Here is a 16,586-nt window from a genome sequence, read left to right as displayed (position 1 = left end):
TAAATCCTCCTTAATTTGACCAGTCTAAACCTTCTAAGTATTGATACATATCTTCATGAAGCTGGTCTTTTTCTTTATCTATTGTGATGACATGACCAGAATTTTCGTACCATTTAATATATTTTTCATCACTTGATACTTCATTATATATAATATTTGCTGAATCTGGGTTAATCATTTGATCATTTGTAGATTGCACTACAAAAATTGGCGCATACACATCTCCTAATGAATCTCTTACACCTTGGATGGTTGCTTGTAAATCTTCTAACATTGACGTTGGATGAAAGTGCGACATCTCTAAATCGATTTGCTCTTGTGACTTTCCTTCACGCTTTTTAAACTCACGTGCATATGCCAGTACACCTTCAAACATATTGCCTGTCGTTTTAATGTACATTGGACTGCACATTGTCGAAATACCAATACAATCTCTATGCTGACTTAATTTCAATGCGAAATCGCCGCCTAAAGATAATCCAACCACTGCGATTTCTTCATATCCTTTTTCTTTTAAAAAGTCATATGCTTCTAATACTTGTTTCCACCATATATTTGGGTTCGAAGCCAATAAAGCTTCTGGCGGCTCTCCATGGCCTTCATAGTGAGGTGCATATGAAGTATAACCCTTCTTTTGTAGAAAACGCCCCATTTGTCTTGTATCAGATGAATTACCTGTAAAGCCATGTAAAAATAAAACTGCTCTTGGCCCTTCTTCAAAGAAAAATGGTTTTGGTAATTGAATTTTCATAAATCTTCTCCTCTTTAATACATGTTAATTCTATTGTACGTGAAAATAAACAATTTAAAAATAAAAAAGCCCGGAAACACATCCGGACTCTTACAGATTAAAATAACCAATTGCAATTGTGATTAAAAAGAAAAATACACTTGCTACAATTGTAATACGTTTTAAAATTAAATCAACACCACGTGTTTTTTGTTTTCCGAATAACTGTTCAGCACCACCGCTAATCGCACCACTTAATCCATTACTTTTACCTTCTTGTAAAAGTACAATTGCGATCAATACGATACAGTCGATGACTAACAATACTGTTAATAACGTGTTCATGGATGGTCCTCCTACTTATAATAACTTTATCTATTCTATCACAATTTACAACATTTGAAAACAAAATAAAGTGGCGCATCGTCATGCACCACTTTATTCATTCATCATATTATTATTTATTGATGTTGTAGAAAGATTTTAAACCTTCAAATTTAGCTGTTTCATATAATTCATCTTCGATACGTAATAATTGGTTGTATTTCGCAATACGGTCAGTACGTGATAATGAACCTGTTTTGATTTGTCCAGCATTTGTTGCAACTGCGATATCTGAAATTGTAGTATCTTCAGTTTCACCTGAACGGTGTGAAATTACTGCAGTGTAACCCGCTTTTTGAGCCATTTCAATTGCTTCAAATGTTTCAGTTAAAGTACCAATTTGGTTAACTTTAATTAAGATAGAGTTACCGATACCACGCTCGATACCTTCTGATAATTTTTTAGTGTTCGTAACGAATAAATCATCACCTACTAATTGTACGCGATCACCGATACGCTCAGTTAAAGCTTTCCAACCATCCCAGTCATTTTCGTCCATACCGTCTTCGATAGAAATGATTGGGTATTTGTTAACTAACTCTTCTAAGTAATCTACTTGTTCAGCAGATGTACGTTTAACACCTTTTTCACCTTCGAATTTAGCATAGTCATACACACCATTTTCAAAGAATTCAGATGAAGCACAGTCAAATCCTAAGAATACATCTTTACCTGGTTCTAAACCAACAGCTTTGATTGCTTCTAAGATTGTTTCAACTGCATCTTCAGTACCTTCGAATGTAGGTGCAAATCCACCTTCATCACCAACAGCAGTTACTAAGCCACGGCCTTTTAAGATTTTAGCTAAGTTATGGAAGATTTCAGCACCCCAACGTAAAGCTTCTTTAAAGCTTTCAGCACCTACAGGTAAAATCATAAATTCTTGGAACGCGATTGGTGCATCTGAGTGAGAACCACCATTAACGATGTTCATCATAGGTACTGGTAATTGTGTACCATTGAATCCACCTAAATATTTGTATAAAGGTTGACCTAAATAGTCAGCAGCAGCACGAGCTACAGCCATAGAAACACCTAAGATTGCGTTAGCGCCTAATTTACCTTTGTTTTCAGTACCATCTAAAGCGATTAACATTTTGTCGATAGAAACTTGCTCTAATACAGAGAATTCTCCGTCAATGATTTCAGGTGCGATAATTTCGTTTACATTTTCAACTGCTTTTAAAACACCTTTACCTAAATAACGAGATTTATCTCCATCACGTAATTCAACTGCTTCGTATTCACCAGTAGAAGCACCTGATGGTACTAATGCACGTCCAAATGCACCACTTTCAGTTAATACTTCAACCTCAATTGTAGGGTTACCTCTTGAATCTAATACCTCGCGTGCATAAACATCTGTAATAATTGACATGTTTAACTCTCCTTTTAATATGTATTCATTTATATTATTGTAAATCCATAAATAAATTGCAATTTATTTCATCTGAAATTATTTTTGAATCAATGATTCTCCTGTCATTTCAGCTGGTTTTTCGACACCTAATAAATCAACTAATGTCGGTGCTAAATCTGCTAAACGACCACCGTCGCGTAATGTAACGTCTTTTTTAGTAACAATAACTGGTACAGGATTTGTAGTATGCGCAGTCATTGGTTTGTCATCTAAAGTAATTACTTCATCTGAGTTACCATGATCGGCAGTTATGATTGCATGACCATCCATTGATAAAATTTTATCAACAACGGCACCTAAACATTCATCTACAGCTTCAATAGCTTTTATCGTTGGTTCTAACATACCTGAATGTCCAACCATATCTGGATTTGCAAAGTTTAAGATGATTAAATCTAAATCACCTTTATCCAACTCAGCTAATAAAGCATCTCGTACTTCATATGCACTCATTTCTGGTTTTAAGTCATATGTTGCGACTTTAGGTGAATCAATAAGAACACGACGTTCTCCATTAAATTCATCATTACGTCCACCACTCATGAAGTAAGTTACATGAGGATATTTCTCAGTTTCAGCTATACGTAATTGTGTTAATTGATTTTTCTCAGCAACTTCACCAATTGTATTCACTAAATCTTCTTTTTCAAATACAACTTTCGCTTTAACAGCGTCATTGTATTTCGTAAACGTAACAAATTGAATACCGATTAATCGTTTATTCATTTCAAAACCAACAAATTCTTCATTTGTATAAACTTCAGATAATTGGGCCGCTCTATCAGGACGGAAGTTGAAGAAAATCATAGCATCTCCATCATTCACACCTGTATTTTCAGACCCCACTTCATGATCACGAACAACGAATGGTACAATAAACTCATCTGTAATACCTTCTGCATAACTTGCTTTTACACCTTCTGCAGCAGTTGCAAATACTTTACCATCACCATAAGTCATTGCATCATATGCTAACTTTTCACGGTCCCAACGCTTATCTCTATCCATCGCATAATATCGACCTGAAACTGAAGCGAATTGTCCAATTCCAATTGATTTAAATTGACGTTCTGTTTCTTCAATAAATTGTAATGCTGTTTCTTGACCAACATCACGACCATCTAAGAATGCATGTACATAAACTTTTTTAACGCCTTCATCTTTTGCCATTTTTAAAAGTGCAAATAAATGATTGTAATGACTATGTACACCACCATCAGATAATAGGCCCATTAAATGAAGTGCTTTATCTTCTTTAACAACATGTGCCATTGTTTCTTTTAAGACACTGTTTTCAAAGAAGTCGCCATCTTCAATTGATTTATTGATGCGTGTTAATGATTGATACACAATGCGACCAGCACCAATATTTAAATGGCCAACTTCTGAGTTACCCATTTGACCATCAGGTAATCCAACATCTAATCCACTTGCTTTTAATTCATTGTGTGGATACTCCGCATAATAACGATCGAAGTTTGGTTTATGCGCTTGTTTTACGGCATTTCCTTTCACTTCATCGCGATTTGCAAATCCATCTAAAATAATTAATGCAGTAGGTTTTTTCATTACTTAGCACCTTCTAACAATTTTACGAAAGAGTCTACTTCTAATGATGCACCACCGACTAAAGCACCATCGATGTTTTCATTTGCCATGTATTCTTTAATATTTTCAGGTTTCACTGATCCACCATATTGAATACGTACAGCTTGAGCTGTTTCTGCATCAAAGTCACGTTCAACGACTGAACGAACGAATTTACAAGAATCTTCTGCATCTTGACTCGTTGCAGATTTACCAGTACCAATTGCCCAAATTGGTTCATAAGCAATAACTGATTGTGCTACTTGTTCTTTTGTGAAGCCTTTTAAAGCTGCACTTACTTGAGAAGCGATACGCGTTTCAAATTGACCTGACTCACGTTCTTCTAAAGTTTCACCACAACAAATGATTGGCGTCATACCCGCTTCAAAAATTGCTAAAGCTTTTTTATTTACGTCTTCATCTGTTTCACCGAAGTATTCACGGCGTTCAGAATGACCGATAACAACATATTTTACACCTAAGTCTTTTAAAGCTGTAGGTGATGTTTCACCAGTGTATGCACCACTTGTTTCAAAATAACAGTTTTGCGCACCGATGTTTAAATTTTCAACATTTGCACTAATTAATGCATCTAATTGAATTGCTGGGGCACAAATCACTGTGTCCACTGCATCACTTGATGGTAATGTTGGTAATTGTTCAGCAAATGCTTTTGCTTCTCTTACCGTTTTGTTCATTTTCCAGTTTCCTGCAATAATTGGTTTTCTCATGATATAAACCCCTTTTTATTTTTCTGAAATTGAATCGATACCTGGTAATACTTTACCTTCTAAATATTCTAAAGATGCACCGCCACCAGTTGAAATGTGAGTGAATTTTTCAGCGAATCCTAACTGCATTGCTGCTGCTGCTGAGTCACCACCACCGATGATTGTTGTTGCATCACTTAATTCAGCGATTGCTTCACAAACACCGATTGTACCTTTAGCAAAGTTACTCATTTCAAAGACACCCATAGGACCGTTCCATACTACTGTTTTAGCACCTTGTAATTCTGATTTAAATAATTCGATTGTTTTAGGTCCAATATCTAATGATTGTAAATCTTGTGGAATTTCATCAACTGAAACTGCTTTAATTTCACCGTCATTAGAGAATTCTTTCGTTACTAAACCATCAACTGGTAAAACGATTTTGCCATTCGCACGCGCTAATAAATCATTTGCAAGGTCAATCTTATCTTCTTCTAATAATGATTGTCCGATTTCTTTACCTTGTGCTTTTAAGAATGTGTAAGCCATACCGCCACCGATTAAAATTTTGTCAGCAACGTTTAATAAGTTTTCAATCACACCAATTTTATCTGATACTTTCGCACCACCTAAAATCGCAACGAATGGACGTTCTGGATTGGCAACAACATCACCAATAAATTTAATTTCTTTTTCCATTAAGAAACCAGCAGCTGATTCTAAGTTAGATGCAACACCTACGTTTGAAGCATGCGCACGGTGTGCTGTACCAAATGCATCATTAACAAACACATCACCTAAAGAAGCCCAGTATTTACCTAATTCAGGATCATTTTTAGATTCTTTTTTACCATCTAAATCTTCAAAACGCGTATTTTCAAATAATAATACGTCCCCAGATTTTAATTGGTCGATTGCAGATTCTAATTTTTCACCACGTGTTTCAGGTACGAATGTTACTTCTTTTTCTAATAATTCACTTAAACGTTTTGCAACTGGTGCTAATGATAATTTTTCTTTGTCTTCTTCAGTTTTAACTTTACCTAAGTGAGAAAATAAAATTGCTTTCCCACCTTGTTCGATAATGTATTTAATCGTCGGTAATGCTTCAACAATACGGTTATCATTTGTAATACTGCCATCTTTCATTGGTACGTTAAAATCGACACGTACTAATACTTTCTTATCTTTTAATTGTAAATCTGAAACGATTTTTTTAGCCATGATAAATCCCCCATAAATTTATTTACTCAAGTTTATCTTACTATAAATCTTTAAGAATAAAAAGAAGCGAGAGAAGCGTAATCTTCCCCCGCTTACGCGTCAATTATAAATCTTTTGCTTGAGATGCTAAGTATTCTAATGTACGTACTAATTGAGCAGTGTAACTCATTTCGTTATCATACCATGAAACTGTTTTAACCATTTGGTGGTCACCAACAGTCATAACACGTGTTTGTGTTGCATCAAATAATGAACCATAAGTAATACCGATGATATCAGAAGAAACGATTTCATCTTCAGTGTAACCAAATGATTCGTTAGAAGCAGCTTTCATTGCAGCATTTACTTCTTCAACTGTTACTTCTTTTTCTAAGATAGAAGTTAACTCAGTTACTGATCCAGTTGGAACTGGAACACGTTGAGCTGATCCATCTAATTTACCTTTTAATTCAGGGATAACTAAACCGATTGCTTTAGCTGCACCTGTTGAGTTTGGAACGATGTTGTTAGCAGCAGCACGTGCACGACGGAAGTCACCTTTAGCATGTGGCGCATCTAATGTATTTTGGTCACCAGTAAATGCGTGAACTGTCATCATTAAACCTTCGATAATACCGAAGTTATCGTGTAAAGCTTTAGCCATAGGTGCTAAACAGTTTGTTGTACATGAAGCACCAGAAACGATTGTTTCAGATCCATCTAAAATATCGTGGTTAACATTGTAAACAACTGTTTTTAAGTCGCCAGTAGCTGGTGCTGAGATTAATACTTTTTTAGCACCTGCAGTGATGTGTGCTTCTGCTTTTTCTTTGCTTGTGAAGAAACCAGTACATTCTAATACTACATCGATTTCTAATTCACCCCATGGTAATTCAGCTGGGTTAGGATTAGAGAATGATTTAATTTCTTTACCATTTACTAAGAAACCACCATCAACAACTTGTACTTCTTCTTTGAAACGACCTTGAGTTGTATCATATTTTAATAAGTGCGCTAACATTTTGTCGTCAGTTAAATCGTTAACTGCTACTACTTCAATGCCTTCTACTTCTTGAATTCTTCTAAATGCTAAACGTCCGATTCTACCAAATCCGTTAATTGCTACTTTTACTGCCATGATTAATGGCCTCCTTTAATGTGTAAGTTATTTAAAAGGCGTTAACCTCTTATTCCATTTAATTATAATGAATAAAGTATAAAAATAAAAATATTTACACTATTATTCGCTTTTTTCTTTTTGAAGCTGTAATAAAGACACGATATCCTTTGCCGCAACTTCATCTGTAATAAGTACTGTTTGTTTTGGGGCAATATTTAAATACGATGCGATCGCACGTGATTTAGTCTTACCACCAGCAACAGCTATAATGTGCTCCTTCGATTCTAAGTCATCTAATTGAAGTCCAATTGTTCTGACTTTATAAACGATTTCACCTTTTTGGTTAAAATAATAACCAAACGCCTCACCTTCAGCATGTTGATAAGTTAACGTTTGAATTAACGTTTCATCTGAATGCCTTCTGTTCGCCATTTTTATTGCTTCACCAATACCGTGTATTACAATGTCAGCTTGTTTAATATCATTAAGACTTTTATGAACACTCGGTTCATTCAATAACATTTGGTAAGCTGATTCACTAACTTGATCTGGTACATACAAAGTTTGAAATGTACTATTTGATCGCTTTGCCATTGTACTAACAATTGCATTGGCTTGGTACACAACATCCTCACCTAAACCGCCTCTAGCTGGTGTAAATGTGACATGATGCTTAAACGGTTTTAATTCATTGGCCACACTTGCCATGGTAGACCCACCAGTGACTGTGATAAAACAATCATGTTTAACGATATTTTGTAAATATTGACTGGTTGTTTCTCCTAGTGCAATCTTTACTAATGGATCCTTTTCAGAATTCCCTTTTACAACAATGACATCTTTAATGCCATAAAAAGACTTAATATCTTGTGCTAAACGCTTTGTTTCAATATATGTATCCATATATTGTTTCATTTCATTCAACACTTGAATACCATCTTCTGTTACAGTCATTCCTTTTTTATCAATTTGAATTAATTGAAATGTCTTTAAGGAATCCACTTCTGTCCGTAAAACACGTTCTGTTAAATCAACATATTCACTTAAATTTCTTCTACCAATAGGTTGATGTGTATGAATTGAGGATAAGATCATAAATCTACGATACATTTTATCCAAAATATCTGGCATCAGTTTCTTTTGAATTTCAAATAATCGATTCATATGTCCTCCTCAACAAGAGTTGGGACTCCTTTTGTCCCGTATGGGTCAAAAACTAACTCTCGTTACATTTACATAATAACAAGGCCCTATTTAATAATCAAGTCATTTAATCATAATTATCTCAATATTTTTTATGTAAGCGATTTAAGTTTGTCCAAAACTGTCACAAAATCAATATTCCCTTCTTGAATGATATGATCACGGTATATTAATACAGGAACTCTTAACATATATTGTTGAAGTAAATCTTCATTTGTTTGGATATTTATTTCTTCGATTTCTAATGATTGAGATTTCAATTCTTCCTTAATCAAATCTAATTGAATTTTTGCATCAACACATAAGCCACAATTCGGTTGCGTAAATAAAATCATCTTATTACTTTGTTTCTCATTCATAATATTTCCCCAATTTTCATATTATTATTTTTTCTTCTTATATTAATTTTCACCAATTGTTAATTAACATATAATTAAATTGATTATAAATGTATTTTCTTTCGTAATTTATTACATGCTTACATTATAACTTTCAATTGTTAATTCACATAAGCTAAATGCTTTGACTATTTTTGACTTTATAGTGTATATTATTATCAAATCAATAAAGGAGAGATGAAGATGAACTTAATTCCTACAGTCATTGAATCAACAAACCGTGGAGAACGTGCATATGACATTTATTCACGTTTATTAAAAGATAGAATCATTATGTTAGGATCAGCTATCGATGATAATGTCGCAAACTCTATCGTTTCACAATTATTATTTTTACAAGCACAAGATGCAGAAAAAGATATTTACTTATACATCAATTCACCAGGTGGTAGTGTAACTGCTGGTATGGCAATTTATGATACAATGCAACACATTAAACCTGACGTCCAAACAATTTGTGTAGGTATGGCCGCTTCTATGGGATCATTCTTATTATCAGCAGGTGCAAAAGGTAAACGTTTTGCATTACCAAATTCAGAAGTAATGATTCACCAACCATTAGGTGGTGCTCAAGGTCAAGCTACTGAAATTGAAATTGCTGCTAGACACATTTTAAAAACTCGTGAAAAGTTAAATAAAATTTTAGCAGAAAATACAGGTCAATCTATCGAAACGATTGAACGTGATACAGATCGTGACAATTTCTTATCAGCAGAAGAAGCTAAAGCTTATGGACTAGTTGATGAAGTGATGTATCCAAATCATTAATTAAATAAAAATATTTACAAAACAGTAAACTTTATTAAAAATTAATTTACAAAATTCAAACAACAAATTTACAAAGCCTTGCTATATTTAATGAGTAATCATTATTCTTAAATATTTGGGAGGCTTTTTTTCATGGTAAATATTAAGTCAATCGCTGCATCTACATTAGTTGCAACAACTGTTTTATCAACAGCAACACCTTTTTTTGCAAATGATGTGAACGCATCTGCGAAAGTTTCTAAAAGTACTAAAGTTGCTACATGTAACAAAAAAACACCTAAAAACGTTATTTTAATGATTGGTGACGGTATGGGTGTTTCTCAATTAGGTGCTTACCGTTATTACAAAGATGATACAACAAAGGCTGGTTTATCTCGTTTATCTTTTGATGACTATCTTGTTGGTTCACACTTCACAATCAGTGATGATCCTAAATTAAATATTACTGATTCAGGTGCGGCTGGTACTGCATTAGCAACTGGCGTAAAAACTTACAATGGTGCAATTTCAGTAGACAAAAATAAAAAGCCTGTACGTTCTGTATTAGAAGCATGGAAAGCAGCTGGTAAATCAACTGGTTTAGTTGCTACAAGTGAATTAACGCATGCAACGCCTGCAGTTTTTGCATCTCACCAAGCTTCTCGTAAAGAAGAAATGGACATCGCAAAACAAATGGTTAAAAAAATCAAAGGTAAAACACACTTAGTAGATGTTATGCTTGGTGGTGGTGTTGACTTCTTCAAACAAAAAGATAAAGATGGCAAAGTGAAATTAGACTTAGTTAATAAATTAAAAGCCTCTGGGTACAGCTATGTTACTTCAGCAGCTCAATTAAAAAAGGATAAATCTTCTAAAGTAATCGGTTTATTTGCACCAAGTGCAATGGCAAAAGATAAAGATCGTCCTGCAAAAGAGCCTGCATTAAAAGATATGACTGAAGCTGCAATTCAAAAATTATCTAAAAATAAAAAAGGTTTCTTCTTAATGGTTGAAGGCTCTCAAGTAGATTGGTCAGGTCATGCAAATGATTTAACTGGTATGATGAGTGAAATTCAAGCTTTCGATAAAGCATATCAATCAGCAATGAAATTCGCTAAAAAAGATTGTAACACTTTAGTTATCGCTTTAGCCGACCACGCAACTGGTGGTTTATCAGTAGGATCTGGTTCAGATTATGAATTCCACCCACAAATTGTTGATAAAATGAAAATGACTTCAGAAGGTTTATCATTTGAATTAACTAAAGATGGTGCTGATATTGAAAAATTAATCAATGACAACATCAAAATCGAAGACGTTACAGCTGAAGAGCGTGCTGCAATTGTTGATGCTGCAAAAGCGAAAGATCAACAAAAAACTATGTTTGCAATTAACAAAATTGTAGACAAACGTGCAAATGCTGGTTGGGGTTCATTAGTACATACTGGTGAAGAAGTTCATGTATATGCTTATGGTCCTGGTAGCGAAAAATTCCGTGGTGCACAAGAAAATACTAACAACGCAAAACACATTTTCTCATTCTTAAAATAATACGAAAAACGAGGTAGAGACATCATGTCTCTACCTCGTTTTTCGTATTATCAGTGGTACAAAAGCAGCAACTGCGGTAAACAACCTCACAATCACTCAAAATAAAGTATGATTTTGGTTCTTATTCGGTTTTTACTTGTTGCTGAACACTTTTGTCCCGTCCTCATTTTTTTAAATCTATTGTTTCTCCATTGCGTAGTTTTTCTGCGATTTCATCAAGTTTTCTTAATCGATGATTCACTCCTGATTTTGAAATGGTACCTGATGAAACCATTTCTCCTAACTCTTTTAATGAAACCTCTTGATGCTCAACTCTTAACTTTGCAATTTCTCTTAATCTTACAGGTAATTCTTCTATCCCTATTTCTTGATCAATTAATTTAATATTCTCAACCTGTCTTAAAGCAGCTCCAATTGTTTTATTTAAATTCGCTGTTTCACAATTGACAAGTCGATTAACTGAATTTCTCATATCTCTTACAATACGTACATCTTCAAACTTTAACAACGCTTGATACCCACCGATAATACTTAAAAACTCTGAAATTTTTTCAGCTTCTTTTAAATAAGTGATATATCCCTTTTTACGTTCTAATGTTTTAGCATTTAATTCATATGCATTCATTAAAGCCGTTAAATCTAATGAATGACTTTCGTAAAGTGAAAATATTTCTAAATGATACGATGAAGTTTCAGGATTATTTACTGATCCTCCTGCTAAAAATGCACCTCGTAAGTAGCTTCTTTTACAACATTCATTTTGAATCAAATCAGGATGAATCATTTGCATAAACTGACCATCCTTTAATATTTTAAGTTCATCTAAAATTTCTTTTGTTTTCATTTTAATACGACAAATGTATACATTGTTCTTTTTTAATTTCATTTTTTTACGAACAAGCAATTCGATTTCAACACCAAATATTTTCTTTGTTAAACTGTACACGCGTCGTGCAATTGCAGCATTTTCAGATTGCACATTAATCACAAATTTCATGTTTTGGATACTCAAATTACCATTCATACGAATTAAAGAAGACAACTCTGCACGCATGCAACATTCATCTGTTTCTATTCTCGTTAATTCATTTTTCATTTCAGAAGCAAACGACATCTTTAATCCTCACCCTCTTTGAACTCTATCGTACTAATTTCACTCAGAGCAAGTTCATAAATCATCTCTGCAAGTATTTCATTATTATGTCTAACCATATGATCCATGTTTACTGAAACAAGTTCAGGATCTGTAATCAGCTTAATATTTAATGCATCTATTGCACCAATATCGCATGCAACTTGTGTTGCATTTCTTGCAATATAATTTTTTGTAATATTTTCATTCAACATTTCAATATTAGCAATAACAAATTGTATAAAAGGTTCTCCAACATGTTTATGAATGGCTTCTATATGATCAGATACAGTATATCCAGTCGTTTCCCCTGGTTGTGTCATAATATTAGAAACATACAATTTTTTAGCTTCAGAGTGTATCAAAGCTTGACCTATATCTTCTAATACAATGTTCGGAATTATACTTGTATATAAGCTTCCTGGTCCTAAGACAATTAAATCCGCTTCATTAATTGCATCTACAGCTTCATCCATTGCCTTAATATGTGACGGTGTTAAAAATACACTATCAATTTTTTTGTTTTTTAATGGTATCAGTGATTCACCAACAACGATTTCTCCATCTTCCATAATCGCATTTAATATTGGACTTGTATTGGTTGATGGAATGACAGTTCCTTTTACATTCAATATTTTACTTAGCTCACTTACCGCATGACCAAAGTCACTTGTCACATCAGTCATCGCAGCAATCATTAAATTGCCTACTGGATGATTACCTAATGCTTCTGATTTAAATCGGTATTGGAATAACTTTTCAAGTAACGGTTCAACATCACTTAAGGCCGCTAAAACGTTACGAATATCTCCAGGTGCCGGGATATCCATAACATCTCTAATCTTACCTGTACTTCCCCCATCATCAGCAACTGTAACAATCGCTGTTATATCTACAGGATAATGCTTTAGCCCACGTGCCATTACTGAAAGACCTGTTCCACCACCGATTAAACAAAGTTTAAGGCGTCTCACTCAACTTACCTTCTATTAAGGCATCACGATGATGGGTGTTGAGTTCAAAATCAAAGAAATCCTTTAAATCATGTCCAATACGCTCTGCAAGTGCAACGGAACGATGTTGTCCACCAGTACAACCTATCGCAATCACAACTTGTGATTTACCTTCACGCATATAACCAGGAATCACAAATTTTAATAAGTCCATCAATTTATGATAAAAGATATCTGTTTCTTTCCATTTCATTACATAATCATATACTGAAATGTCCATACCCGTTAAAGGTCTTAATGCTTCAATATAGTATGGATTTGGTAAAAATCTAACATCAAAAACGATATCTGCATCAATTGGAATACCATGCTTGAAGCCAAAACTCATAACATTAATTCTAAAGATATTATTTTTTCCTTGTCCAAATAACTCAATAACCTTTGTACGTAAGTCTTTTGGTTTCAAATCAGTAGTATCTATGATTTCATTTGCAATACCACGAATATCTGCTAATAATTTCTTTTCTTCATGTATGGCTTCAAGTGGCGTTCTACCATCTGCTATTGGATGAGTACGTCTAGTTTCTTTATAACGTGTAACAAGTACATTGTCATTCGCCTCAATAAATAATATTTTAACGATCACATCTTTTGCATCAATGTTTTGAATTTCTTCTCTTAAATTTTCAAAGAAATCACGACCACGTAAATCAATACCAATCGCGACACGCGATAAAGATGGATTATTCCCTTCCATCAATTCCACAAACTTAGGCAATAAAATTGGTGGTAAATTATCGACACAAAAATACCCTAAATCTTCTAAACATTGAATTGCTACAGATTTTCCTGCACCGCTCATACCTGTTACAATTACTAATTCTTTCATTTTCTCATCTGTATGTGTCATGGTATCCTCCAGTAAGTAGTAATGTTCATTATCATTTTACACAATTTCACAAAAATAGACACGCGTCTCGCGTATCTATTTTTAAAATTATTTTATTTAATATTTCATTATTATAAAAAAATTACATCAAAGTTTTAATCTAATAGTGATTCAATATAATGTTGTGCATTTTGTGCAGCAATACTACCATCGCCTGTTGCTGTAACGATTTGACGTAATTTCTTTTGACGCACGTCACCAGCTGCAAAAATACCAGGTACACTTGTTTCCATTTCTTCATTCGTTACAATGTAACCCGCTTCATCTGTAATGCCTAAATCTAAAAATGGCTTTGTTAAAGGTTGCATACCTATATAAATAAATACACCATCTGCTTTAACTTCTGATTCATTTCCTTCGTTATCAACTAAAGTGACTGAACCTACTTTACCATTCGCTTCATTAATAGACTTTAATGTTGAATTCCAAATGAAATCAATTTGCTCATTTTTAAACGCTCTATCTTGTAAGATTTTTTGAGCTCTTAATTTATCACGTCTATGAACGATTGTTACTTTTTCAGCAAATTTTGTTAAGTAAATACCTTCTTCAACTGCTGAATCTCCACCACCGATAACAATTAAGTCTTTTTGTTTAAAGAAAGCACCATCACATACTGCACAATAAGATACACCACGGCCACCTAATTCTGCTTCACCAGGTACACCGATTTTTTTATATTCTGCACCAGTCGCAATAATAACAACTTTTGCTTTTAACTTTTTATCTCCTAAGTCAACAATTTTATCGTTACCTTCAACTGTAACAGATTTGATGTCTCCATATGCATATTCTGCACCAAATTTTTGTGCATGTTGGAACATTTTCGTAGATAAATCCGGACCAGATATCATATCAAAACCAGGGAAATTCTCTACATCTGAAGTGTTTGCCATTTGACCTCCAGGCATACCACGTTCAATCATCACAGTCTTTAAATTTGCACGTGATGCATATACTGCTGCGGTCATCCCTGCTGGACCAGCACCAACAATTATTACATCATAAGTTTGAATTTCTGTCATTGTTATATCCTCCATCAATAATATGTACTGTTACTATACACTTTTTTAAATGACTTATATATCATTTTGCTTAAACAATAATAATGCTTTATTAAATTGATACATCGTTACATCAAATTCATTGATTACTTCCTTTTTAGTAATACTTCTTTCTTGTGATTCAAATAAATAATACGTTGCTGCAATATAAGCGGATTTATATTTTAAAGGTAATTTAGCTGCTATGATAGCAGAAGCTTTATCAATCCAGTATATGAATAGCGCGTCATAATTGGGGTTGAGTTGATCTAATTTTACTAATCCTTCATGTATAAATCCTGTCTTTTTAACAGTAAGTTTATTAAATATAAAAGATAAATACAACGTCTCAAAATCAGACATGTTTTCTAATACATCCCATATTTCATCTGTAATATAAATAGATTGATCTTTATATTTAGAAATATAATAAATCCCTAATAAACGATGATGTAAATCAATATGTGTTACTAATGGATATATTTTTTCGTTAACCATCTGTTCTTGCTCAAATCGTTCTTTTGGACTTGGTTGTTGTGCATTAGTAAGTGCTTTGTATGCTTGAAATAATGTTTCAGATTGGTCGACGTCATCAAGGTAAAATAAATTTTTACTTAATGAATAAAGTAATTGTGCACTCTGAATCCCTTTTTTATAAAGCGGATATAACAAGTCTTTCGAGCTTTCATATTCACTTAAATAACTCAGGACAATACCTAATTTTAATCTTTCATCGTCATTCATTGGTGTCAATTTGGTTAATTTCTTTAAAAATTGATCATAACGTTCTGTTTGATGTGTGTTATATAGTAAAAGCGTATAATGGCATAATGCGTTAATATCGTATTCTCTTTCTTCAAGTAGCTGTACTAACATTTTTGAAGCTTGATCATAACGACTTAAAAAGAGTAAAGCCATTGCTTTTAAATTTCTTATATCAAACTCATTTTGTACCTCAAATGGCGCGTTTTCAATAAAATCAAGGGCCGTTTCAATTCTACCTTGACCGTAAAAATTTTGAAAAACCATTTGCGTTACAAAGACTTTGCTTTCAAATATTGCCCTTTCCTTGTCATGATAAATCACTTCAAATAAAGTCGCCATTTCATCTAAGTAAGACTCATCATTGACCATTTGAACATAATACATCCCAAATAAAAAGGCTTTATTCGCATTTCGTAATCCAATATAAATTTGACTCAATTCATAGAAGCATTCATATTCATCAAAATGATCTGCCAAATAATGAAATACAAGCATTTCTGCTTTATTGTATTGTTTTAGTGCCTTATAACAATCCAATAAATTTTTTAAGATTTCAAAAGAGGGATTTTTAGAAAAAGCCATTTGAAAATGCGTGATTGCTTCTTGATAATTTTGTTGTTTTAATTTCTTTTGTCCGATTTGAACATGATGATTTTCTTGATTCAGTACAATCACTTTTTCCATTACT

Annotated in this window: 16 protein-coding genes; 2 read left to right on the top strand and 14 right to left on the bottom strand. The window is 33.4% G+C overall.

The window, feature by feature from the left end:
- Positions 1-10 precede the first annotated feature (10 nt).
- The 9 genes from ER639_RS07735 to ER639_RS07695 all read right to left on the bottom strand — a co-directional run bounded on the left by ER639_RS07735 (position 11) and on the right by ER639_RS07695 (position 8,719).
- Positions 11-751, bottom strand: a complete 741-nt coding sequence (locus tag ER639_RS07735) for an alpha/beta hydrolase (protein ID WP_129065209.1) — start codon at positions 749-751, stop codon at positions 11-13.
- A 90-nt stretch (positions 752-841) separates the two neighbouring features.
- The gene (secG, locus tag ER639_RS07730) at positions 842-1,075 is read right to left on the bottom strand and encodes a preprotein translocase subunit SecG (protein ID WP_129065208.1); all 234 of its coding nucleotides are present in this window, start codon (positions 1,073-1,075) and stop codon (positions 842-844) included.
- Between the two features lie 112 nt (positions 1,076-1,187).
- Positions 1,188-2,492, bottom strand: a complete 1,305-nt coding sequence (eno, locus tag ER639_RS07725; protein ID WP_129065207.1) for a phosphopyruvate hydratase — start codon at positions 2,490-2,492, stop codon at positions 1,188-1,190.
- A gap of 78 nt (positions 2,493-2,570) precedes the next feature.
- Complete coding sequence (gene gpmI, locus ER639_RS07720) at positions 2,571-4,103, bottom strand: 2,3-bisphosphoglycerate-independent phosphoglycerate mutase (RefSeq protein WP_129065206.1); 1,533 nt, start codon at positions 4,101-4,103, stop codon at positions 2,571-2,573.
- On the bottom strand, positions 4,103-4,852 hold the full coding sequence (gene tpiA / locus ER639_RS07715) for a triose-phosphate isomerase (protein ID WP_129065205.1): 750 nt from the start codon (positions 4,850-4,852) through the stop codon (positions 4,103-4,105). The genes gpmI and tpiA overlap by 1 nt, the downstream gene beginning before the upstream one ends.
- A 15-nt stretch (positions 4,853-4,867) precedes the next feature.
- Positions 4,868-6,058, bottom strand: a complete 1,191-nt coding sequence (locus tag ER639_RS07710) for a phosphoglycerate kinase (protein WP_129065204.1) — start codon at positions 6,056-6,058, stop codon at positions 4,868-4,870.
- 103 nt (positions 6,059-6,161) lie between these two features.
- On the bottom strand, positions 6,162-7,175 hold the full coding sequence (gene gap / locus ER639_RS07705) for a type I glyceraldehyde-3-phosphate dehydrogenase (RefSeq protein ID WP_129065203.1): 1,014 nt from the start codon (positions 7,173-7,175) through the stop codon (positions 6,162-6,164).
- A gap of 102 nt (positions 7,176-7,277) precedes the next feature.
- Entirely contained in the window at positions 7,278-8,321 is a 1,044-nt protein-coding gene (locus tag ER639_RS07700; RefSeq protein WP_129065202.1) for a sugar-binding transcriptional regulator, read from the bottom strand.
- Between the two features lie 131 nt (positions 8,322-8,452).
- On the bottom strand, positions 8,453-8,719 hold the full coding sequence (locus ER639_RS07695; protein ID WP_240664010.1) for a glutaredoxin family protein: 267 nt from the start codon (positions 8,717-8,719) through the stop codon (positions 8,453-8,455).
- 222 nt (positions 8,720-8,941) lie between these two features.
- Here ER639_RS07695 and clpP point away from each other — a divergent pair, with 222 nt between their 5' ends.
- Both clpP and ER639_RS07685 read left to right on the top strand, forming a co-directional pair.
- On the top strand, positions 8,942-9,526 hold the full coding sequence (clpP, locus tag ER639_RS07690; protein ID WP_129065201.1) for an ATP-dependent Clp endopeptidase proteolytic subunit ClpP: 585 nt from the start codon (positions 8,942-8,944) through the stop codon (positions 9,524-9,526).
- Positions 9,527-9,658: 132 nt separating this feature from the next.
- A complete protein-coding gene (locus ER639_RS07685; protein ID WP_129065200.1) occupies positions 9,659-11,056 on the top strand; it encodes an alkaline phosphatase in 1,398 nt (465 codons plus the stop codon).
- Between the two features lie 163 nt (positions 11,057-11,219).
- On the opposite strand, the gene whiA is transcribed toward ER639_RS07685, so the two are convergent.
- The 5 genes from whiA to ER639_RS07660 all read right to left on the bottom strand — a co-directional run bounded on the left by whiA (position 11,220) and on the right by ER639_RS07660 (position 16,582).
- Positions 11,220-12,170 carry a DNA-binding protein WhiA gene (gene whiA, locus ER639_RS07680; RefSeq protein ID WP_129065199.1) on the bottom strand — a complete coding sequence of 317 codons (951 nt, stop codon included), beginning with the start codon at positions 12,168-12,170 and terminating at the stop codon, positions 11,220-11,222.
- A gap of 2 nt (positions 12,171-12,172) precedes the next feature.
- Positions 12,173-13,162: a gluconeogenesis factor YvcK family protein gene (locus ER639_RS07675; RefSeq protein WP_129065198.1), complete on the bottom strand. Its 990-nt coding sequence runs from the start codon at positions 13,160-13,162 to the stop codon at positions 12,173-12,175.
- Positions 13,149-14,051: an RNase adapter RapZ gene (gene rapZ / locus ER639_RS07670; RefSeq protein WP_129065197.1), complete on the bottom strand. Its 903-nt coding sequence runs from the start codon at positions 14,049-14,051 to the stop codon at positions 13,149-13,151. The genes ER639_RS07675 and rapZ overlap by 14 nt, the downstream gene beginning before the upstream one ends.
- Positions 14,052-14,185: 134 nt before the next feature.
- Positions 14,186-15,115, bottom strand: a complete 930-nt coding sequence (trxB, locus tag ER639_RS07665) for a thioredoxin-disulfide reductase (protein ID WP_129065196.1) — start codon at positions 15,113-15,115, stop codon at positions 14,186-14,188.
- Positions 15,116-15,169: 54 nt separating this feature from the next.
- Entirely contained in the window at positions 15,170-16,582 is a 1,413-nt protein-coding gene (locus ER639_RS07660; protein ID WP_129065195.1) for a tetratricopeptide repeat protein, read from the bottom strand.
- Positions 16,583-16,586 lie beyond the last annotated feature (4 nt).

The sequence above is a fragment of the Macrococcus sp. DPC7161 genome, from assembly GCF_004117835.1.
Lineage (GTDB): Bacteria > Bacillota > Bacilli > Staphylococcales > Staphylococcaceae > SDSC01.
This window is presented reverse-complemented; position numbering and strand designations above follow the sequence as displayed.

Excerpts from the sequence above, each read along its gene's own strand:
- ER639_RS07735 (WP_129065209.1), bottom strand. The coding sequence starts at position 751 with ATGAAAATTCAATTACCAAAACCATTTTTCTTTGAAGAAGGGCCAAGA.
- secG (WP_129065208.1), bottom strand. The coding sequence starts at position 1,075 with ATGAACACGTTATTAACAGTATTGTTAGTCATCGACTGTATCGTATTG.
- eno (WP_129065207.1), bottom strand. The coding sequence starts at position 2,492 with ATGTCAATTATTACAGATGTTTATGCACGCGAGGTATTAGATTCAAGA.
- gpmI (WP_129065206.1), bottom strand. The coding sequence starts at position 4,103 with ATGAAAAAACCTACTGCATTAATTATTTTAGATGGATTTGCAAATCGC.
- tpiA (WP_129065205.1), bottom strand. The coding sequence starts at position 4,852 with ATGAGAAAACCAATTATTGCAGGAAACTGGAAAATGAACAAAACGGTA.
- ER639_RS07710 (WP_129065204.1), bottom strand. The coding sequence starts at position 6,058 with ATGGCTAAAAAAATCGTTTCAGATTTACAATTAAAAGATAAGAAAGTA.
- gap (WP_129065203.1), bottom strand. The coding sequence starts at position 7,175 with ATGGCAGTAAAAGTAGCAATTAACGGATTTGGTAGAATCGGACGTTTA.
- ER639_RS07700 (WP_129065202.1), bottom strand. The coding sequence starts at position 8,321 with ATGAATCGATTATTTGAAATTCAAAAGAAACTGATGCCAGATATTTTG.
- ER639_RS07695 (WP_240664010.1), bottom strand. The coding sequence starts at position 8,719 with ATGAATGAGAAACAAAGTAATAAGATGATTTTATTTACGCAACCGAAT.
- clpP (WP_129065201.1), top strand. The coding sequence starts at position 8,942 with ATGAACTTAATTCCTACAGTCATTGAATCAACAAACCGTGGAGAACGT.
- ER639_RS07685 (WP_129065200.1), top strand. The coding sequence starts at position 9,659 with ATGGTAAATATTAAGTCAATCGCTGCATCTACATTAGTTGCAACAACT.
- whiA (WP_129065199.1), bottom strand. The coding sequence starts at position 12,170 with ATGTCGTTTGCTTCTGAAATGAAAAATGAATTAACGAGAATAGAAACA.
- rapZ (WP_129065197.1), bottom strand. The coding sequence starts at position 14,051 with ATGACACATACAGATGAGAAAATGAAAGAATTAGTAATTGTAACAGGT.
- trxB (WP_129065196.1), bottom strand. The coding sequence starts at position 15,115 with ATGACAGAAATTCAAACTTATGATGTAATAATTGTTGGTGCTGGTCCA.
- ER639_RS07660 (WP_129065195.1), bottom strand. The coding sequence starts at position 16,582 with ATGGAAAAAGTGATTGTACTGAATCAAGAAAATCATCATGTTCAAATC.